At 65.9% G+C, this 20,148-nt stretch carries 23 protein-coding genes; all 23 read right to left on the bottom strand.

Annotated elements, in window-relative coordinates:
- Positions 1–90 precede the first annotated feature (90 nt).
- Positions 91–1,458: a HAMP domain-containing sensor histidine kinase gene (locus NO932_RS05575; protein WP_309210109.1), complete on the bottom strand. Its 1,368-nt coding sequence runs from the start codon at positions 1,456–1,458 to the stop codon at positions 91–93.
- Positions 1,458–2,117 (bottom strand): response regulator transcription factor, encoded by a 660-nt coding sequence (locus tag NO932_RS05570; RefSeq protein WP_309210108.1) that lies wholly within the window; start codon positions 2,115–2,117, stop codon positions 1,458–1,460. Before NO932_RS05570 ends, NO932_RS05575 begins: the two co-directional genes overlap by 1 nt.
- 23 nt (positions 2,118–2,140) lie before the next feature.
- Positions 2,141–2,440, bottom strand: coding sequence for a hypothetical protein (locus NO932_RS05565; RefSeq protein WP_309210107.1), 300 nt, complete (start codon positions 2,438–2,440; stop codon positions 2,141–2,143).
- A gap of 46 nt (positions 2,441–2,486) precedes the next feature.
- Positions 2,487–2,834: a type II toxin-antitoxin system PemK/MazF family toxin gene (locus NO932_RS05560; protein ID WP_309210106.1), complete on the bottom strand. Its 348-nt coding sequence runs from the start codon at positions 2,832–2,834 to the stop codon at positions 2,487–2,489.
- Positions 2,824–3,060, bottom strand: a complete 237-nt coding sequence (locus tag NO932_RS05555; RefSeq protein ID WP_309210105.1) for an AbrB/MazE/SpoVT family DNA-binding domain-containing protein — start codon at positions 3,058–3,060, stop codon at positions 2,824–2,826. The genes NO932_RS05560 and NO932_RS05555 overlap by 11 nt, the downstream gene beginning before the upstream one ends.
- 57 nt (positions 3,061–3,117) lie before the next feature.
- The gene (locus NO932_RS05550; RefSeq protein WP_309210104.1) at positions 3,118–3,873 is read right to left on the bottom strand and encodes a glycosyl hydrolase 108 family protein; all 756 of its coding nucleotides are present in this window, start codon (positions 3,871–3,873) and stop codon (positions 3,118–3,120) included.
- A 113-nt stretch (positions 3,874–3,986) separates the two neighbouring features.
- Complete coding sequence (locus NO932_RS05545; RefSeq protein ID WP_309210103.1) at positions 3,987–4,928, bottom strand: DUF2793 domain-containing protein; 942 nt, start codon at positions 4,926–4,928, stop codon at positions 3,987–3,989.
- Complete coding sequence (locus NO932_RS05540) at positions 4,925–8,677, bottom strand: glycoside hydrolase/phage tail family protein (RefSeq protein ID WP_309210102.1); 3,753 nt, start codon at positions 8,675–8,677, stop codon at positions 4,925–4,927. The genes NO932_RS05545 and NO932_RS05540 overlap by 4 nt, the downstream gene beginning before the upstream one ends.
- 483 nt (positions 8,678–9,160) lie before the next feature.
- Complete coding sequence (locus tag NO932_RS05535; RefSeq protein WP_309210101.1) at positions 9,161–9,580, bottom strand: NlpC/P60 family protein; 420 nt, start codon at positions 9,578–9,580, stop codon at positions 9,161–9,163.
- Positions 9,577–10,455 carry a DUF2163 domain-containing protein gene (locus NO932_RS05530; protein ID WP_309210098.1) on the bottom strand — a complete coding sequence of 293 codons (879 nt, stop codon included), beginning with the start codon at positions 10,453–10,455 and terminating at the stop codon, positions 9,577–9,579. The genes NO932_RS05535 and NO932_RS05530 overlap by 4 nt, the downstream gene beginning before the upstream one ends.
- Entirely contained in the window at positions 10,452–11,048 is a 597-nt protein-coding gene (locus tag NO932_RS05525) for a DUF2460 domain-containing protein (protein ID WP_309210096.1), read from the bottom strand. Before NO932_RS05525 ends, NO932_RS05530 begins: the two co-directional genes overlap by 4 nt.
- A 309-nt stretch (positions 11,049–11,357) precedes the next feature.
- Positions 11,358–11,906: a phage tail tape measure protein gene (locus NO932_RS05520; RefSeq protein WP_309210094.1), complete on the bottom strand. Its 549-nt coding sequence runs from the start codon at positions 11,904–11,906 to the stop codon at positions 11,358–11,360.
- Between the two features lies 1 nt (position 11,907).
- The gene (locus NO932_RS05515; RefSeq protein ID WP_309210093.1) at positions 11,908–12,102 is read right to left on the bottom strand and encodes a rcc01693 family protein; all 195 of its coding nucleotides are present in this window, start codon (positions 12,100–12,102) and stop codon (positions 11,908–11,910) included.
- Positions 12,099–12,413: a gene transfer agent family protein gene (locus NO932_RS05510; RefSeq protein ID WP_309210092.1), complete on the bottom strand. Its 315-nt coding sequence runs from the start codon at positions 12,411–12,413 to the stop codon at positions 12,099–12,101. Before NO932_RS05510 ends, NO932_RS05515 begins: the two co-directional genes overlap by 4 nt.
- A 9-nt stretch (positions 12,414–12,422) precedes the next feature.
- Positions 12,423–12,836 carry a phage major tail protein, TP901-1 family gene (locus NO932_RS05505; RefSeq protein WP_309210091.1) on the bottom strand — a complete coding sequence of 138 codons (414 nt, stop codon included), beginning with the start codon at positions 12,834–12,836 and terminating at the stop codon, positions 12,423–12,425.
- A gap of 1,188 nt (positions 12,837–14,024) precedes the next feature.
- Positions 14,025–14,432 carry a DUF3168 domain-containing protein gene (locus NO932_RS05500; RefSeq protein ID WP_309210090.1) on the bottom strand — a complete coding sequence of 136 codons (408 nt, stop codon included), beginning with the start codon at positions 14,430–14,432 and terminating at the stop codon, positions 14,025–14,027.
- On the bottom strand, positions 14,433–14,762 hold the full coding sequence (locus NO932_RS05495) for a phage head closure protein (RefSeq protein ID WP_309162087.1): 330 nt from the start codon (positions 14,760–14,762) through the stop codon (positions 14,433–14,435). It lies immediately after the preceding gene.
- Positions 14,763–14,770: 8 nt separating this feature from the next.
- Entirely contained in the window at positions 14,771–15,349 is a 579-nt protein-coding gene (locus NO932_RS05490) for a phage head-tail connector protein (protein WP_309210089.1), read from the bottom strand.
- Positions 15,350–16,137: 788 nt separating this feature from the next.
- Positions 16,138–17,370 (bottom strand): phage major capsid protein, encoded by a 1,233-nt coding sequence (locus NO932_RS05485; RefSeq protein WP_309210088.1) that lies wholly within the window; start codon positions 17,368–17,370, stop codon positions 16,138–16,140.
- A 247-nt stretch (positions 17,371–17,617) separates the two neighbouring features.
- A complete protein-coding gene (locus tag NO932_RS05480) occupies positions 17,618–18,097 on the bottom strand; it encodes an HK97 family phage prohead protease (protein ID WP_309210087.1) in 480 nt (159 codons plus the stop codon).
- Positions 18,094–18,231 (bottom strand): hypothetical protein, encoded by a 138-nt coding sequence (locus NO932_RS05475; RefSeq protein WP_309210086.1) that lies wholly within the window; start codon positions 18,229–18,231, stop codon positions 18,094–18,096. The genes NO932_RS05480 and NO932_RS05475 overlap by 4 nt, the downstream gene beginning before the upstream one ends.
- On the bottom strand, positions 18,231–18,419 hold the full coding sequence (locus NO932_RS05470; protein ID WP_309210085.1) for a hypothetical protein: 189 nt from the start codon (positions 18,417–18,419) through the stop codon (positions 18,231–18,233). Before NO932_RS05470 ends, NO932_RS05475 begins: the two co-directional genes overlap by 1 nt.
- Before the next feature lie 466 nt (positions 18,420–18,885).
- The gene (locus NO932_RS05465; protein ID WP_309210084.1) at positions 18,886–20,043 is read right to left on the bottom strand and encodes a phage portal protein; all 1,158 of its coding nucleotides are present in this window, start codon (positions 20,041–20,043) and stop codon (positions 18,886–18,888) included.
- Positions 20,044–20,148 lie beyond the last annotated feature (105 nt).

Raw genomic sequence — 20,148 nt, 5'->3', positions numbered from 1 at the left:
CGCAATACCTTTCAATAACGGACGTATTCCGGTCCTCGTCGTTTCTCTTGTCGGCCATTAAGGCCAAATTGCGTTCGGCACGGGCACCTCTCAGCCCTGTGTCCGGGCCGCCGTTCGCGCAGCCGGCAGCCGCAGGGTAGCATTAAGACCACCAAGGGCCGATCGGCTTAGCGTCAAATCTCCGCCGTAGATGTCTACCAGTTCCTTGACGATATCGAGCCCCAGCCCGCTCCCGGGCGTTTTTTCATCCAGTCTGACACCGCGGCGCAACACTTGCTCCGCTTCTGCGTCCGTCAGACCCGGTCCATTGTCTTCAACGACAATCGTGACGCTCCGGTTCCCGGAATCCCCGCTCTCCCGCGCCGAAAGCCGCACTTCCGAACGCGCCCATTTGCAGGCGTTGTCGAGGAGATTGCCCGCCATCTCCTCGAGATCGCTTTCGTCGCCCCGGAACCAGGGCACAGATTTGGGCAGATCCACGGCAAGATCGCATTGCTTGTTGAGCTTGGCCATTACCCGCCCCAGCCTTTCGAGCACCGCCCGCGTGTCGGCGCGCTTGCCGACCACGCTCGAGCGCGCGGCGAGCCGCGCCTTGTCGAGATAGGTGGCAACGATCCGGCTCATATTGTCGGTTTCGTGCAGTACCGATTTTGCCAGCGTGGACTTGCCGCCATCGGCCTCGTTGCGCAGCACGGCAAGGGGTGTCTTGAGTCCATGGGCGAGATTGCCCACCTGGGCCTGCGCCCGCGCGATGATCTGGGTGTTGGAGCGCAGTAATTCGTTGAGTTCTTCGGCGAGCGGCGCGATCTCCTGGGGGTATGCGCCCTCCACGGTGGGTCTGTCGCCCTCGCGCACCGCCTCGATCGCCTCGCGCAGCCGCTCGATGGGCCGCAGGGCAAAGCGGGCGATCATGCCGCTCATGGCGGCAAGAATGATACCGACAACGGCCAGAACGATGATCGCCTGCCCCCGGAAGGCATCCACGCGACCTTCCACGTCGGAATAATTTCCCGTGACGGTGATCACGAACCGCCCGATTTCATCGAGCGTGATCCAGCGCTCCACCGCCCTAAGCGTCTGGCCGTAATCGTCGGCAATAAGGCCCGACCGCGTGCCTTGCGCGTTGAAAGCGCCGGCCAGTTCAGGCAGCACCGTTCCGACCATGGAGGGAGAAAAATTGACCAGCGCTCCGGCTTCATCGCGCACTTGCCAGTACCAGCCGGAGGTCGGGCGCGAAAAGCGCGTATCGGAAAGCCCGATCTCGCTTGAAGCCGGCGAGTCCTCTTCCAGAGTCTGCCCCACCAGCGATGAAATCTGGAAATCGAGGCTTTCGTTGAGGTCGCGGTCGAGTGCCTGGGAATAGAGCTCGGTCAAAAGAAAGGCGGTCGCGACCAGCGCGACGACCAGCCACCCGGCCGACAGCCAGAACAGCCTGAAGGCGATGGAGCCCTTCTTCATCAATCCGCGAGAATCTGATAGCCGAGACCCCGGATGGTCTGGATGAGGTCCTCGGGCAGCTTCTTGCGCAAACGTCCAACGAACACTTCGATGGTGTTGGAATCGCGGTCGAAATCCTGATCGTAAAGATGCTCGGTCAATTCGGTGCGCGAAATCACCTTGCCCCGGTGCATCATGAGGTAGGCGAGCAGGCGGAATTCGTGGCTGGTCAGCTTGATCGCCTGCCCGTCCACGGTGACCCGGCCCGCCTTGGTGTCGAGCCGCACCGATCCGGCGGTGATTTCGTTCGAGGCGTGCCCTGCCGCCCGCCGCACCAGCGCCCGCAGCCGCGCCAGCACTTCTTCCATATGGAAGGGCTTGGCCACGTAGTCGTCGGCGCCAGCATCGATGCCCTGAACCTTGTCGCTCCAGCGATCGCGCGCGGTCAGCAGCAGCACCGGCATCATCCGGTTCTCGCGCCGCCAGGCTTCGAGCACGGAAATCCCATCCATGCGCGGCAGCCCGATATCGAGCACCACCGCGTCATAAGGCTCGGTATCGCCCAGGAAATGGCCTTCCTCGCCATCGGTCGCCGTATCGACGACATAGCCGGCATCTGTCAGCGCCTGGCAAAGCTGCCTGTTGAGATTTTCGTCGTCCTCGACAACAAGGATACGCATATTTTGCCCGCCCGCTCTTTTATCTATTGCGCGCTCAGTGTCAGATTGCGCGCCTGCCCATCGGCTTCGAGCACCGCAAGCACATAAACCGGGCCGCCGCCCTGCTCGCACACCTTGACGCTCAGCACCTCGGTTGAAGGATCGATCCCCTCGCGCGAAAGCACCGCCGCCACCGGCTGAATACGCCCCTCGGCCAGCGCCGCTTGAATGGCGGAATTGTCCCAGCACGCCCCCTGCGCCGCAACAGGCATCGCTGCCAGCGGAGACAGGAGGCTCAAGGCCAGGACCAGCGATGTGAGTCGGATCAGGAGGGTGCTTTTCATACGCCCAGTTTTAGCGATCGATTGCTGAACTGCAAATGAACGTTGGTCACTCTCCCTCGAGCAGGGCGTTGACACGCGCAAGAACTGCATCGCCAACCTCAGGGCAGGCGCAGATATACTCTGCGTTTCGCGCCTGCCAGGAGAGCGACTTCAAGTGATCGGAGAGAATGGCCCCGCCCACCTTGTACCCTTCCGGCATCAGCACCTCGAAAGGATAGCCCTTGACCTGGTTGGTCATCGGGCAAACCACGAACAACCCGGTCAACCGGTTGTAGTTCGCTGGCGAAAGCACGAAAGCAGGCCGCCTGCCAGCCTGCTCCCGCCCCGCCTGTGGATCGAAATCGAGCCAGACGACATCGTACCGGTCAGGTACGTAGGGACGGCTAGATTTCATTGCCGACCGCTTTACCGGTGGGCGTTTCGCTGTGCAGATTGTCTTGGCTGACCTCGGCCAGCAGATCCGCCAGCTTGATGCGCCCGCGAGCTGGCCGCACGACAAGCGCACCGTCTTCCACCGAGAGATCGACCTTCGACCCCTCGGTCACGTTGAGCGTTTTCGCCATGGCGGCGGGAATTCGCAGCGCGTAGCTGTTTCCCCATTTGGCGACCTGGCTGTCCATGTTCGTCTCCAAGTTCGATATCCACTGTATATACGTTGGATATCTCGGAAAGACAACTCACACCTTCCCCAGTTCGCTCTTGAGCCCCCGCCGCAAAAAGATCACCGCGAACGCTTCCATGATCAGTTGCGCGCCCGAATACTCGCCGAAAGCGGGAACCTCGATCCCCAGCGCCTGCGCGATGCCGGCCGCCAGCATCAGCGCGCCGACAATGTAGGTCTTGTAGCCATCGAGAAAGGCCATGTCGTAAACTCCATCGGTTGGTTGAGAAGGAACAAGAAGCGCGATATCGGCGAGCGCCGCCGCGCGCACATCGGCGACCCGGTTCGTCCAGCCGCGCCCGAAGGCCGCCCAGTGCGCCAGCCGCTGCAGGAAGCCCATCCGCTGGTCGCAAAGCGCCTCGACCAGCGCGCGCGGGTCGCGCTTTTGCACGGCGGCGAGGGTTATCGGTCCGACGAACCCGTCCTGCACCACGCCCACCAGCGCCTGCAGCGTCTTCACCGCGCGGTCGGGTCCGGAATTGACCGCGTAATCGAACACGGCCAGGTCCACCCCCGCCGGCAACGATCCCGCCTTGCAGCGCTCCCAATAGAGCGCCTTGTAGATCGCCGACGCCTCGTTCCGCGTCAGTGCCTCGACCTCGCTCCTGGGCAAATCCCACCAGGGTTCGATTCCCCGCCAGCGGGCCAGCGTCTTGTGGGTGATCCCCATATTGGTGGCGCCGCCGGGGTCGGAGGGATGGTCGACGAACCCACCTTCATGTTTCAAAATCTGCGCAAGGCAACGGGTCCAGCGCGAAGCCGGCATAGGCATTTTCTCCTCGTGATTGTGTTTGGATAGGGCCGGCGCTTCACCCCCACACCGTCATCCCGGCCTCGAGCCGGGATCCAGTAACCGGCAGCGCCGGGGCCGTGCGCCGAACGCCGTTAGCCATTGTCCGAAAAGGACAATTCGATCCAGTCGGCCCCGCGCCTGACAAGCATCAGGCTGTCCTCGAAATTGTCGAGCACACGGTCGCCCCCGAGCTTCAAATTTCCCGCCCCGTCGCGAAACGTCAGCGTTCGCCCCGCCGAGCCGGTGACGATCAGCACCGCCCCGTCAAATCCCCCCGAGACCGTCTGAACCTCGCCCGAAGCCCCGCTCTCGGGCGCCGGCACCACATACCCGGTCGGCGCCGCCAGGACGCCGCCGGCGACGGTCGGGAAACTCACCGTGCAACCGGCAAAGCTGCCGAACGTCGCAAAGCCCGAGCCCGCCGACAGCGTCATCGCCGTCGCGAACGCCGCCCCATCGCCACTGACCTTGAACGCAAAGTCGTCATTGCCGGAAAGCCCGATCTCGGCCCGTCCCGACCAGCCGGATTGGAAAATGACCGTCGCGCTGTCAGCCTCCGCCTCCTTGTTGAGCGTCAGCCGCACATCGCCATTGCCGCCCTCACCCGCGGCGACGGCGGTAAACAGCGCCGCCTCGGAGCGCACCGCCAGCCGGTTGGTCCCGTCCGGGTCGGTTCCGACTCCGAGGCCGTCGACACTGTGCAGCAGCGGCCGCCAGCCGCCCCAGCGGAACACCACCGGCCGCCCCATGCCCTTGTCCCAGGCCAGCCATCCTTCGGCGGGCGTTGCGAACCGCCATCCGCCGTCGGTCCAGGTGGCGATCTCCCCGTCCCGCCCCTGCCAGGCACCCGTCGCGCTAGCCCCGATGGCGTAGGCCGCCTCCGCCGGCTCCTCCGGCGGCACGGTTTGCGCAAGGCCGTCGAGCCGCAATTGCACCAGCGCGTCGAGCAACAACACCGCCTCATTGTGCGTGATGTGCTTTTGCGCCTGTTCGGACGCAATCAGCGGCAATCCAAGCCGCTCGGTTTCACTCATGAAAACACTCCCCGTGCCCTATGGCCCGGCCCCAGCACCGGACTGATCTGCTCGACGGCGAACCCGAACGTCGCCGGCAAACTCCCGAAATCCGCGATCTGCTCGACGGCCGAATAAATCAATTCAGCCCCGCCCACCGTCATCGCCCGCACCTGTGCACCCCCATCGAGGATCGAAACCCGATACCGCTCGGGCGAAAAATCGAGCGGCACGTCTGCAAAGGTCCAAGCGTTGCCATCGATCCGGCTGCGCCGGACCCAGCTCAGCCTCACATCTCCGCTCGCCACATCGCGTCTGGCGGCAAGGTGGGCCGGCGCCAGCGGAAGCGCCGCACCGAAATCCACATCCACGGCAAGCTCCACCCCTTCGGCATCCCGCGACCCTGCATAGGCCCGAAACGCCCGCCGATCGCCCAAAGCGCCGTGCGGGGTTGCCACCCGCAGGCAGTGCCGATCGAGCACCATCACGCGGTTGCCAATCCCAGCCACCCCGGATCGCGTCGTATCCAGCCCGCGAAGCAGTCCCGTCAGCCGATAGATCGCAGGCCCGACAAGCTCCGCACGCTCGAACCCGACGACCTCCCAGTGCCCCGCATCGGTCAAAACCGCCAGCCGGTTCGCCGAAGCCAGCACGGTCTGCGGCTCCGCCGATGCCAGATGCCCGCCATAGAGCCTCACCTCCAGTTCCCCGGCCCGATCCCAAACGCCGCGCGGCCCTTCCCCCAATTCCAGCGTCAGTTCGCCCAGCGTACCCGGCGCGGTGAGCACTCCGAGCTCGCTGCCCGTCCCGGCATCGCGCAGGCTGACGCTTCCCGGCCACGGCTCGGCAAATGCTGCCGCCACCAGTTCGGTGCCGCCATCGGCCGCCGGCAGGTGCGCCACCGCGATCACTGGCGTCACCGCAATCGGCGGCCGCATCTGCGGCACCCGCCGTGGCGGAGCGGCAATCGTTCCCACGACGGTTTCCCCACGCGCCGAGGCCGATACGCTACGCATCGCCCCATCGCGCACGGCATCGACGACGAACGGCCCATCCGCCACGCCATCGACGCCGATCAAATCCCCCGCTTCGAGCGCCATCAGCGATGGCGGCAGCGCCAATTCCAACGTGTCTCCGGCCCTGCGCATCGCGCCCAGCATTCCCTCGGCCACCGCCCGCGCATCGGCGGGATCGAGCACCAGCCCGGTCTCCGCGCCCGCATTGCGCTCGCCTTTGGGCGAAACCGCCAGCACCGAAGCGGTCTGATAGTCTCGGTCCCTATCGAAGTAATTGAGCGTCAACCGCCCGGCCATTTCCGCCGGATCGCTCCGCTTGCGCGAGAGCAGCGCCCCATCGGCCGCCGCCAGATCCTCACGCGCAAGCGTTGCAACCTCCCGCGCATCCCCGCGCCGCCACGCGATGCCCTGGTCCGTATCGAGCACCGCCAGCCCCAGAGCCTCGACCAGGCTTGCCGACGCATCGCGCAAGCTGGCGACGGCCTCCACGCCCAGCCCCCGAACCAGCGGCGGCTTTGCGTCGATCCGGCTCACCGTCACGCCGAAATCCTTTGCCATGGCGGCGAGCAGTTCATCGGCTCCTGCCGATCCCAAGCGGCCATTGAGCCAGTGCCCCGTCTCGTAATTGGCCGCGTCCGACCACACCTCGGCCATCCCCGGAAACGCCGGATAAGGCCGGGCGTCCCAGCACCAGAGATAAATCCTGCCGGTGTCGAGCATGGGCCCGCCATAAACCGGCGAGGTCGGATTGTGCGCCGCCTCACGCCAATAGTGATGACACGCCCTGAGCGCCTGCCGCTGGACCAGCGGATCGGGCGTCCCGCTCGAAAAGGGCGGACGCGCATCCTCCGCGCTCTTGGGGTCACCAAATGCATTGGGCGCGTTTGGCCCCTTGTCCACCGCCCCGCATCCGAGCTCGGTCAGCCAGTATGGCTTTGAAAACGGCACCCACGCCGTAGGCGTCTCGCTGCGCACGCCGCCGATCCGGTCGTGATGCGGCAGGCTCCAGAAATTTTCCAGGTCCTTGTAGCGCCAGATCCAATCTTCCCCATGCGCCCCGTCGCTGATCGGCGAGCGCACCTGCGCCTCCCGATCGGCCTGGGACGCATAGAACCAGTCATACCCCTCGCCGCCCGCGATATTGCCCTTGAGATAATCGAGATCGTGGATCGACCCCGCCACCTCGGCATCCTCGTGGCTCTCCCCGTCCCGCCAGTCGGCCAGCGGCATATAGTTATCGATGCCGATGGCATCGATATTGTTATCGGCCCAGAGCGGGTCGAGATGAAAGATCTTGTCCCCCGGCGCATCGTCCGGTTGCAGCCCGGAATATTCCGACCAATCCGCCGCATAGGTGATCTTGGTCGCAGCGCCGACGATGGCACGCACCTCTCCCGCCAACCCGCGCAGCGCGTCGACGAATGGAAAGCTCGAAGCGCCCGAGCGCACCCATGTCAGCCCCCGCATTTCCGACCCGATCAGCATCGCATCGATCCCGCCCGCATCTCGGCCCAGCCGCGCATAGTGCAGGATCATCTCGCGATACCCATTGCCCATGAACGCCGCCACCTGCCCGGCGGCCGCGCCCGTGCCGTCCGGCGATCCTTTAACACCGGGCGCCGGGTGACAGGTGATCCGTCCCCGCCACGGATAGGCCGACTGCCCGGCCCCAAGCGTATAGGGATCCACCAGCCCATTGGCGTGAGGAATGTCCATCATCACGAACGGATAGAGCGTCACCTTGAGACCGCGCGCCCTCAAATCGGCAATCGCCGCCTTCACCGCCGTATCGGACGGCGTCCCCCCATAGGCCGGCCCGCCCTCATGGCTGCTCACCACATTGGCCGCACCCCGCGAGCGTCCGGCCACCGACCAGCTCGCGCCCTTGACCTCCTTGTCCCGGCCTTCGACCCGAGGTTCCACCAAACACTCGCCGCACCGCAGATCGGTGCCGAACCAGGAGACCACCAGCCCCACATGTTCGAGGTTGGGGCACAGCGCCACCAGTTCGTCGATCGAGATGTCCCAATCCGATCGCGCCCCACTCAGATGGCAGTTCTCCGCCTCGCTGCGCCCCGGTCCCAGCACCCGCACCCGTGGCCTCGGGTCGTAGCCGAATTCAGTCGATCCGGGGATCACGCACACCGCGCGGATATCGCGCTCCAAATCCCCCACGGGCCGGCAGATCTCCACCGAGATATTGGGAATGCGGTTGCCGAACGGGGTCAAATCCAGCCGCTCGACCACCAGGTAGCAGATACCGCGATAAGCCGGCGCCGCCCCCTGCCGCGCCATGATGAACCCGTCCGGCTCCTGGTCGTTCGTTCCGCGATAGAACCGGATATCGAGCCCATCGGTTTCCAGCAGCTTCCCGTCCGCCCAGATGCGCCCGAGATGGGCCACCTCGCCCTCGCACAGCGCCAGCGCGAAGCTCGCGGCGATGGTGTCCTCTTCGGCACCCCGCCCGAACCCCTTGATCCCCGAACTCTCCGCCGCGATCCGCTCGAGCTCGGTCGCCCAGATGATATTCCCCGACACCCGACTCCAGCCATAGATTCGCGGGATCGGCCCGCCTTCGCTCGATCCCGTCAGCCGTACATCGCTCTGGGCCCGGCTCGGCCGTTCCCCGAAGAGCGCATTGTCGACCGCACCCCCGGCCAACGCCCCGAGCGCCCGCCCGATCGTCGCCCCAACCGGCCCCCCGATCGCCCCGCCCACGACCTGCCCAGCCACTGAAAGCGCAAGTGTCGCCATGAAATGCCTCTCTATTCTGATCGAATTCGCCCGATCGCCGCTCGAACATTCAGCGTGTCACCTGGGCTTGTCCCGGGCCAGATATGCGCCGCTCCGCGTTCCGTCCCTACCTCTCCCCTCGTCGTCTTCGGGCTTGACCCGGAGACCCGCAAGGCTGCCAAGCGGTGCGGCAGAGGTGTTTTCCAAAACCTCTCCTGCACCACCGGCAGTGCTGCGGATTGTCGGGTCGAGCCCGACAATGACGAATGGGAGAGGACGCAGAACTCCACCGGTTTAGCTGAAGCTCGCCGCCGCGCCCCACTCCGCCGTCATCCCGGCCTTGAGCCGGGATCCAGTACACTCCAGCGCGTGAAGCACGAACCACACCGCTGCCGCTTGCTGCCCCCGGAATGACCCGTGGTTGTAGCCCCGGCCCACCACCTCAGCCTGCCATTCCGGGCCTTGTTCCCGGAATCCAGCAGCGTCCCGCCCGCCACCACCGCCTCACGGAAACCGAAACACCCCGGCTACCCGCCGCGCCCAGCTTTCCCCCATCGCCACCTCGACCACCCCCAGATGCTCCTGGGCATGCACGAACCGCTCCGGCCCCACCATCACCCCGCAATGGCGCGCCGGCAGGTGCCGCATCAGCCGAAACAGCACCACGTCCCCGGCCTCCACCGGTCCCTCTTTCGCAATCAGATACCGCCGCGCCCCGACCTCCAGCGCATCACCGATCGCCGGATCGCGCCAATCGGCGCCATAAGCCGGCACCGCCCCCGGCTCGCCGCCGTAAAGCGCCCGCCACACACCTCGCACCAGCCCCAGGCAATCGGCCCCCGCGCCCCGCAATGCCGCCTGGTGCCGGTAGGGCGTCCCGATCCATCTCCGCGCTTCTTCGGCAATCGCCTCGCCCCGCGTCACGGCACGATCCTGCCGCCATCGAGCCGATCCCCGCTCCCCGGATAGCGCAGCACGAAATCATTGCCCGGAATGTGCGGAAATCCCTGGAAATTGACGGCATTGCCGAACTTTTTCCCACATGTCGCAAACTGCTTGTCGCACCCGGCGTAAACCGTGAGCGTGTCGCCCACCTCCACCCAATCCTCCACCGGATGGTCGAAACCCAACCTCGCCCCGTCCTGGCGCACCACCGCGTCCTCAACTCCAACCCGCCTGCCGGACGTCCACCGCGCGATCCCCTGGCCGAACCACCCTTGGGCAAAGCCGTCGAGCCCGCTCACCGTCACACTCGCCGCGCCGGACTTGCCCGTCACCACCGCATGCGCCCGATACTCCGCCTGTTCGATATCCACCCCGCACCGCCCATCCCCCAGCCGCGCATCGCACACATGCTGGTAAAGCCGCCCCCTGGGCACATTCAACGCATGCTGCCCGGAGCGCAGCTCGGCCCGAAACACCCCATCCTCGCGCGTGATCTCACCGATCGTATCGGTGCGGATCAGCGCCCGCTCGTCCACCTGCCGCCAATTGACCCGCCAGCTCTCCACCCGCGCCCCGTCATAGCGGCCCAGCGCGATATCGTCCTCGGAGATGGCCGCCGAATGCAGCACGCCCAGCACTTCGGAGGTCTGGGTCTGCGCCCCCAGCCGCTGCACCGTCTCCCCGCCATCGAGCCCATGCGCCGGCCGATATTCCGTTCCCCCGAACACCAGCGCGACGTCATGGTCGGTGAACCCCAGCACCACCCCATCCGCCCTTACGATCTTCCAGCACCAGCACAGCGTCGTCGCCCCGCTCGCGATATGTGCGGCAAATCCTTCCCCGAACCGCCTCATTCCCCGATCACCTCGATCACCGGAACATGAGGCGCGACCGCCGCATCGAACCCGCTCAATTCGATATCGAGCCGGTCGGTATCGAACCGCACCAGCACGTCGAATTCGAACCCCGCCGTCACCACCGCGCCCTTGGCCGGCGCCGCCTCCAGCGTCACCACCCCGGTCAGCAGATCCACCGCGAACGCCGCCGCAACCCCATCGACGGCAACGCTCACGCTCCCCGCCACCGGCTTGGTGATCGGCCGCAGATACGGATCGAATTCCGCCCCATAGCGCTTTGTGAGCTGGAACGCTTTCCGCTCACCATCCCCGATCCCGATCTCCTGATCGGCCGCCTGCCAATCCAGCGCGTCCCGCCACAGAAACGAATGAAACCGCCCCCGCCGCTCCTCGAAGAATTCGAGCACCGCCGCCATATCTGCCCGCGATTTGATCCCGTAACCGGCATTGTACCGCCGCCGCGCATGCGCCCACCGGCTATTGCGCTCCTCGCGCCCCGAGGCGAGCGTCACGATATCGGTCGCCCGCTCCGGCCCACCCTGCGCCCCCAGCGCAATATCGAGCGGAAACCGCACCTGATGAAAAGCCATTGAAAATCCTCTTGAATTCTCGCGCAAAAGGGTGCTCCCAAGCAGCGTCGGCGGCCCTTGCCATCCCGCTGCCACGCGCTACCCTTCTCCCCTGGTGGGAGAAGGTGGATCGGACCGCTGGGTCCGAGACGGATGAGGGGGGCGCCGAGTTTCCACACAAGCCCTTGTTCCCCGCCGAAGCTCAGCGCCCCCTCTCCCACCAGGCCCAAGCGCCCGCGCCAATCTTTCCTTCGCTCCTTTGGGGAGAAGGTGGCCGCGAAGCGGTCGGATGAGGGGCGCTGAGCCTCGGCGATCACCACCGCCGGAAACCTAACTCCCCCGCGTCCCCCGCCGCACGGCCCGCAGCAGCATCGCGCTCACCTCCGCTTCCGCCGCCGCAAAGCTGCGCGCATCGCTCGCAGTCACGTTGAAATTGACCGTCACCGCCTGTCCGCCGCCCGCCGCCACGCCCAGCCGCCCATCGGCTCCGCGCCGCAGGGGCAAGATCGCTTCCGACCCCGCCTCCCCGGCCAATCCCCATTGCCCTGCCATGGGAAAATAGGTCGGCGCCGAAAGCACCCCGCCCTTGGCAAACGGCCTCACCGGCGCCAGCGCCGGATTGATCCCGGCGAACAGGCTCTCGATCCCCCCGCTCACCAGATCCCCGAACGGCCGCAGCGCCGCCTTGAGCGCCACGTCGGCGAAGGCCCGCCCGATATCGGCCAGAAGCGTCCGCAGCGACCGCCCCTCGCTGATCGCCCCGCGCAGCGACCGGGTCAGCGACGATCCCACCGCGCTCCCCAGATCGCGGATGCGTTCGAGCTCCACCGAAACGTCCGCCAGCTCCGCCTCGAACGCCTCGCCAAACAGTTCAGCCATCTCACTCTCCATCCGGATGCAACGCCATCAGCCTTTCGAGCGCCCCGCGATCGAGCGGCGCTCCCGCCCCGCGTCCGGTCACCCCCGCATGCGCCGCCGCAAGCTCGCGCGGCGTCATCGCCCAGAACTGGCGCGGCGACAGTTTCAGCACCCCCAGCCCGAACGCCATCGCCGCGTCCCACGGGAACCCGCTCACACCGCCTCCCCGAACGTCGCCTTCAAAAGCCGCACGCAGATCTCCGCCGCCCCCTTCAATCCACCTTCGATCGAAAGCCGCGCCAGGTCGTCATCGCTCACCGCATTGCCCGCCCCGCGCAGCCCGGCCCCAAGGATCGCCGTCAGATCCCGCGCCGAAACCCGACCCGCCGCAAACCGCTCGACGAGCCCGTTGAGGTCCCCCGCCTGCAGCCGCGCCTCCAGCTCGGCCAGCGCGCCCAGCGTCAGGCACAGCGTCCGCGTCTCCCCGCCGATCAACGCGTCGATCTCGCCCCGTTGCATATTGGCCATCCCCACCTCCTAGACCGCGCTGAAGGTGATTTCGCCGGCGCTTTCCAGCGCCAGCTCGAACGTCACCTCGCCCGCATGGTCGCCGGCAAATTCCAGCGCCACGATCTGGAACGGCCCTTGCACCGTCCCGAAATCGGGCAGGATCAATTGCCAGTCGCGGATCGTCCCGGCAAAGAACAGCGCCCGCACCTGCGCGTCCGAGGCCCGATCCTTGAAGATCCCCGACCCCGAGATCGCCGCCCGCTTGATCCCCCCGCCTTCCAGCAACTCCCGCCACCGCCCGGCGCTCTCGGCATCGGTCGTATCGACGCTCGCCGCATTGAACGCGATCTGCTTTGTCCGCAGTCCCGCCACCGTCATAAAACTCCCCGACCCTTCCGGATCGAGCTTCAAAAGCATGTCCTTGCCACTCTGGGCCGTCATTGGTGTGTTCCTATGTTGAAAATCGAAATGCCATTTGCTCGAGGCCAGCGCCGCGCACCCCTCACCTCGGCCTTCTCCCCTCAAGGGGAGAGGGAGGCTCCTTCCACCAACGCTCGCGCCAATCCCCCTTCTCCCCGCCGGGGAGAAGGTGCCCCGCAGGGGCGGATGAGGGGTGCGCTGAGCCTCAACAATCACCGTTGTGGCCGCTGATATGCCGAGCCCCCTCATCCGACCGCTTCGCGGCCACCTTCTCCCACCAGGGGAGAAGGGTAAGAGGGACAAACGCTACCGTGCTTGTTATCCCCAACGCTCCCCAAGACCCCCTTCTCCCCTGGTGGGAGACTTCGAACCGTCCTTTGGCCAATCGTGCCGGTGGCACGATTGGAGGTGAGAAGGCCATGAGAGCTACGCTCGAATGGCCGGGGATGAGGGGGGCGCTGAGCTTGCGTCATCGCAAGAGCCGAGAACGGCGCGCATACCTTGCCCCGGGTCAAGCCCGGGGTGACACGGTTGGGGTGGGCAGGGCACAGCCCGGCCTCCGGCCCTCAACACGCTCCACCGTCGAGGTCTCCAGCATCCCAACTGCTTATCCCCATCATCACCCCACCCCCAACCGTCATCCCGGCCTTGAGCCGGGATCCAGTACACTGAGCGCCTGAGCCCCAGCCGTAGCGCTCCCCCAAAAGCCCCCTTCTCCCCCGGTGAGAAGGCCATGAGAGCGGAGCCTGCCCCTCGCGAAGGTGGGGGCTCGAATGGCAGGCCCCGGAGGGCCGATGAGGAGGGCGCTGAGCCCGCCTAACGCACCCCGTTCCCGCCGAGGTTCCGCGCACCTTCGGGCACCCTATCCCTCAAGGGGAGAAGGCAGCCCCCAGCAGCGCGCGAGCAAACCCGCACACGCTTGCAAAACGAGCCCCCCTCTCCCCTTGAGGGAGAGGGGCCGGGGGTGAGGGGTGCGCATCGGCAACGCCGATGCGTCAGCCGCAAGGCTGACAACCTCACCACCAACCCCGAAACCGACCCTGCTCCAGAAAGCTGACGCCATGAAAACCCCCGCCGCCCGCCCCAAAAGCCCCCTTCTCCCCCGGTGAGAAGGCCATGAGTGCGGAGCCTGCACCTCGCGAAGGCGGGGGCTCGAATGGCAGGGGATGAGGGGGCGCTGAGCCTGCCTCACGCGCCCGCGCCTGGAGTTCACCCCACGGGCTCTGAATAAAACCGCAGCTCCACCGCCGCCCGCGCCCGGCCGGTGGCGAAATCGATCGCGGTTTCGGTCCGCACGTGCCGGCGATGGGTCACCGCATGGTCCCCCGCCTCCAGCACCCCGCGCACCGCCACGGTTTCGATCCGATGCGCAATCTGCAGCGCAGCCGAACGCGAGGGCTGCGGGCTCCAGCAATGGACCGTCAGCCGATGCTCCATCCCCGGCGCATCATCCCCATCGCGCGGTGCCGCATCGTGCCGCAGGATGGTCACGTAAGGCGGCTGCATCCCGCGCGGCGGCGCATCGAAGATCGCCCCCTCCCCGATCAAAAGCTTGAGCGGCCCATCCGCCGCCCAGGCCGAAACCAACGCGTTCTGAATATCCTGAAGCGCCGCCATCTAACCCACCATCGCGGTTTCGACGCACAGGCACGAAAGATAGGCCCGCCGTCCGTTGATATCCTCGGCCTCGACCACTTCGAGCGCCCGCCCGCGATAGACGATCCTGTCGCCCGGCTTCACATCCTTGCGAAACCGCATCGTCACCGCATGGGTCGATGTCGCCGCGCGCCCGTCGCCCTCGCGCATGATCCGCGCCGAGCGGGCCCGCACCCGCGCCCACACCGATGTGATCGGCAAAAACAGCGTCTCGTGCCCGCCATCGGGCATCAGCGCCATTTCGCGGCGCTGGAGTTGCACCCGGTCCCTAAGCGTGCCGACCGGCGGCATCTCGCCCCTCACAGCCGCACCCGGCGATAGGCGGAAACCAGCCGCTCGAACCCGGCGGGCACCGCCGCCCCGGCGCCCGAAACCAGCACCGCATCCCGGTTTTCGTACCAGTACGCCACCAGCGTCTGGATCGACTGCACCAGGTCCGCCGGCACATCCTGCGGCTGAGTTCCGAACCCGGCCAGGTAATCGATCTCGATCCCCATGCGCCGCCGCAACACCGGCGCGCCCTCGATCGCCGCCGGACAGATGATCCGCGCCGGGACGGCCTGCCCGTCGGGCAGGAACTGCTCGCGCCCGATCTGATGCACACCGCCCTCGGCGTCATATGCGCGAATTTCCGTCAGCGAGATCATCGGCGACACCGGCAACCGGATCGCCCGGTTTTCCGGCCAGTCGTCGAGCACCACCCGCCAGCTCTGCTCCAGCAGCGCCCGGCTGGTCATGCTCTCCACATGCACCCGCGCCGCCACGATCAGCGCCTCGATCAGCCCGTCCTCGGCCTCATCCTCGACGCGCAGATGCGCCTTCATCTGCCCAAGCGAAACCGGCTCCTGCGCGGGCCCCGCCAGAAGGTATGACGTCATTGTTGTTCTCTTTGATTTTGTTGGGTTCTAAGGACGAACCCGGTTGTGGCTCATCCCAATTTCGGTTTTCCAAGCGCTTGCTAGGTTCGGCACTCCCAATCAAGGAGGCGGAGATGCCCTACAGACGGCGCAGAGGAAAAGACACCTGGCACTGGTGTCGGAACTGCTCGAACTGGCCGACGACGGACTACGATCAACGCGATACGAAGCCTTCGAGCGGCGAGCTTTGCAACGAGTGCCAAGCCAAGGAAAAGGCAGGCACTTGCTCCAAATAGTGGGTCGGGATAAGGGGTGCGTTGAGGTTGCGCCGCCGCCTAAGCCAGCGTTCCGCCTACGCCCCTCCGGTCTAAAGGGATCGCCGCTTCCCCCGGCAAGCTCAGCCCCCTCATCCCCATCCCTTCTCCAACCAGGGAGAAGAGGATTCTCCTTGCAGCGCCTATGCTTCTGCCGAAACGCTTGCCCAGCGCTACCCTTCTCCCCTGGTGGGAGAAGGTGGATCGCCCGAAGGGCGAGACGGATGAGGGGGGCGCAGCGCTCGAAAAATGCGCCTAAGCCACCCCGGTCTAAAGGGATCGCCGCTTCCCCGGCAAGCTCACCCCCCTCATCCTCATCCCCATCCCTTCTCCAACCAGGGAGAAGAGGATTCTCCCTTGCAGCGTCTGTGCTTCTGCCGAAACACTTGCCCAGCGCCACCCTTCTCCCCTGGTGGGAGAAGGTGGATCGCCCGAAGGGCGAGACGGATGAGGGGGGCGCAGCGCTCGAAAAATGCGCCTAAGCCAGCGTTCCGCCTAAGCCACCCCGAACTTCAGCAGTTTGATCGCATCATAATCGGCAATCCCGCCGCCTACGCGCTTGGTGGTATAGAACAGCACATAAGGCTTGGCCGAATACGGATCGCGCAGGATGTTGACCCCCTGTCGATCCACGATCAGATACCCGCGCCGAAAATCGCCGAACGCGATCGAAAGGCTGTCGGTGTCGATATCGGGCATGTCCTCGGCCTCGACCAGCGAGAAGCCCATCAGGCTCGCGCGCCCCTCGGGCGAAGCCGCCGGCTGCCAGAGATAGTTCCCATCCGCATCCTTGAGCTTGCGCACCGCCCCTTGCGTGCGCCGGTTCATCAGCCAGGTCGCGTTCTGGCGATACCCCGCCTTGAGCGCATAAACGAGGTCGATCAGGCTGTCGGACGGGTCGCCCACATCGAAACCGGCATCGGTGCCCGTCGCCACATAGCCCAGCTTCTCCCAGGCCCAATCGCTTTCATCCACCGCCTGGGCGTTCAGGAAACCCGACGGCTTGTTGACCCCGTCTCCGGTGATGAACGCCGTCGTCTCTTGCTCGGCGAAGGCTGCGTTCACCTCCTCGGCGATCCACTGGCCCACATCCACCGCCGCATCGTCCAGAAACGCCTGCGTCGCCGCCGGCATGGCGTAGAGTTCGGTGGTGGGGAAGGTCAGCTCGTCGATCACCTGCGAACTGGTCTGGCTGCGAGCCGCCGTCTCGCCCACCCAGCCGACCTGCGGTCCGGTCACGGTGATCGGCTTCTTGTAGACAGAACTTGACACCTGCCGCACGCCGCAAATCGCGCGCATTGGCGAAACTGCCGTCAAAAGCTTGGCGATTTCCGTCTCGGTCTCGGCCGGCACCAGATAGCCGCCATCGGGATTGGACCCCACCGACAGCGCCTTTTCCTCGCCGCGCTTCACATAAGCAGAAAACGCATCCTTATACTCGTCGCCCTCGACGCGCCGCCCGCCCTCGAGCGCCGGCCGTGCCTTCTCCACCGCCACACGGTCGAGCGCCGATTTGTGCCCGTCGAGAATGGCGTTGAGCCGGTCCAGCTTGCCCTCGAGCAGCGTATCGGCGCTGCCACGTTTCTCCAGTTCGCCGAGGCGCCGGTCGTTGGTGGATTTGAACTCCTCAAACGCCGACATGAATTCGGCAAAGAGCGCATTGACATCCCCGCCAGCCGGCATCGCCGCCGCCTTATTCTCAAGGCGCGGTTCAATAGTCTTTGTCATCGATTTTCCTTATGTTTCCTAAATTGTTAGCCGAAGCACTGCTCGCCTGTTCATGCTTCACACTCTTCCCTCGTCGTCTCCTGCCCCTCCCACCTCGTCGTCTTCGGGCTTGACCCGGAGACCCGCAAGGCTCCCGCAAATTCAGAAGACGTGAGGCAACAGACGCCGCGAAAAGCCCAACCTCTTCAGCGGTTACGGCAGTCGCGGGTTCTCGGATTCATCCCGGCGCTGACGCAGCGGCCCTACCCTACTGTGTTCTCAGCAGTTTCGTCGCCGCTCCGAGCGTTGCGGCCAGATCCGATGCGGCCGAAATCCGCGCCGCCTCCATCATCGGGAAGGTGACGATGGAGATTTCCCAAAGGTCCACGGTCCACAGCCGCCGCGTCCCCGTCCTGCCCTCGCGGGTCGCCCGCACCGCGCGGAACCCGATCGAGAGCCCGTCGATCGCCCGCTGCGCGATCAGCGCCCGCAGGCTTGCCGCTCTCGGCACCCCGTCGAGCAGCCGCCCGGACACCTTCAGCCCGAACTCGTCCTCGACGATCTCGTCCCAGAGCCCGATCGGCTCCTTGGGATCGTGCTGAAACAACAGCCGAACCCTGTCGGTCCCGCGCGCCCGGAGGCTGTCGCGAAAAGCCCCTGGCATCACGATATCCCCGCCCCCATCGACCCGCCCGAACACCGAGGCATAGCCCGAGAACCGCCCATCGGCATCGATGGCGACGCTCATCGCGCCGTCTCCTGTTTGCCCTGCGCCGCCTTGGTCGGCCGGCGCGCCAGCGTTCCCGCCAGGTTCCAGGCGAATTGCCTGAACACCTGGGTCGCTTCATTGCCCGAACTCTTGCCCGTCTTGCGTCTCCCCATCAGTCCTTATCCCTGAACAGTCGATTGAGGTGGGCGATTTCGGTGACGAATGCGTTGTACTGCTTGTTGGCGGCAGCCAGCTCGCGCAACAGCAACAGCGCCGCCGTACTGGCCCCGCTCGCCCACATAAACAGCGCCAGATGCGCCAGGTCCCCCTTGGCGAGCACCGTTGAAATGATCTCGTCCATTTTCGATTTCCTCTTCGAAGACCGCCGCAGCCCTGTATTGCTGCAACCTCAGCGCCCCCTCATCCGAGCCGGCTACGCCGGCCCACCTTCTCCCACGAGGGGAGAAGGGTATTGGTGTTCATGGAAGCGCCGGCGCCTACCAAACGCCGCGCTCAGCCCTGCGGCTTCCCCACAACACTCGTGCCAATCGCCCCTTCTCCCTCAAGGGGAGCTTCTGCAAGACCTGAAACACTGCCAAGAAAGCCCCCCTCTCCCCTTGAGGGAGAGGGGCTGGGGGTGAGGGGTGCGCATCGGCGCAGCCGATGCGTCAGCCGCGAGGCTGACCTTTCACCGCGTCCGACGCCTCACAGGCGCCGAAGGTTGTCCCCACGCCCGCAACAAGAGCCCCCCTCTCCCCTGGTGGGAGAGGGGCCGGGGGCTGAGGGGGGCGCTGAGCTTCCGCATCAAACCCCGCCGGCCAAGTTCCTCACCGCCTCCCAAACCCCAGCAACTCCCGCTTCTCGTCATCGGTGAGGAAATCGGCATTCCCCACCCGCTCCCAATCCTTGGCCCGATCGGACGCCAGCGCTTCAACCATGTCGAAATCGGCCACCAACTCGACGCCCCCAAACGCCGGCGACAACCAATGTCCCAGCGCACCCGCCACCGCGTTGACCAGCGGGATCACCGTCTGCCGCCACAACGCCCGGCTCGCCTCGGCATAGTTGGCGTATGTGTTGTCCCCTGGAATCCCCAGCAGCATCGGCGGCACCCCGAAGGCCAAGGCGATCTCCCGCGCTGCCGCATTCTTGGCTTCGAGAAAATCCATGTCGCGCGGGGTCAGCGCGATCGCCTTCCAGTCCAGCCCGCCCTCGAGCACCATGGGCCGCCCCGCATTGAGCGCCCCGGTGAATCCCTCCTCGAGCTCCCCCTTGAGCCGCTGGTACTGATCCTCAGTCAAATTCCCCGCCGCCGCATTGTAAACCAGCGCCCCCGATGGCCGCGCGGCGTTCTCCAGCAGCGCCCGGTTCCAGCTCGTGGCCGCGTTGTGCGTCTCGAGGCTCCCCTGCGCGGCGGCCAGCGGCGCCAGCCCATAATGGTCGTCCAGCGGATCGAAAAGGCTCAGATGCAACACCCGCGCCACCGGCTCGGTATCGAGCATCAGCCGCTGAGTCTTGCCGCCCGCGGTGTAGGCATACCCGACCGGCCACCCATCCTTGCCCGCGATCACCGCCATCCGGTCCGGCCGCAACCCATAGAGCCCCTTCACCTCCCCCTCCACGATCGCCGCATCGAGATAGGCGTTCCCCGCGATCTGCAGATAGGAAAAGACGCTTTCGAGCAGCGCCTTCCCATCCTGCCGCCGATTGGGCCTTCCGAGCAGGTCGAGCAGCGGATGCTCGCTCAGAACCCGCTCCCCGTCATGCACCTCCAGCGGCACCCGCGCCGCGCTCTCGGCCACCAGCCGCACGCAGCGATAGACCACCGGATTGCGCGCAAATCCCTCATTGGCCAGCGCCACAAACCCCTTTCGCGCCCCGCCGCCGATCCCGAGCGGGGAAAGCGTAAACAGCGTCTGCGCCGCCTTGGCCTCGATCGGCGCACGCGTCCGCCCGCCCTTGAGGCGTTCAAGCCAGTTGGCCATGGTTTCATCCCTGTCTGGATTGTCTTTCGAGGACCGCCGCAGCATCCCCATCATACCCAAACCATACCCCACCACCGTGACGCGGGGATAAGTTCGGGCAAAATT

It is taken from the genome of Pelagibacterium sp. 26DY04 (assembly GCF_031202305.1).
In the GTDB taxonomy this organism is placed as follows: Bacteria; Pseudomonadota; Alphaproteobacteria; order Rhizobiales; family Devosiaceae; genus Pelagibacterium.
This window is presented reverse-complemented; position numbering and strand designations above follow the sequence as displayed.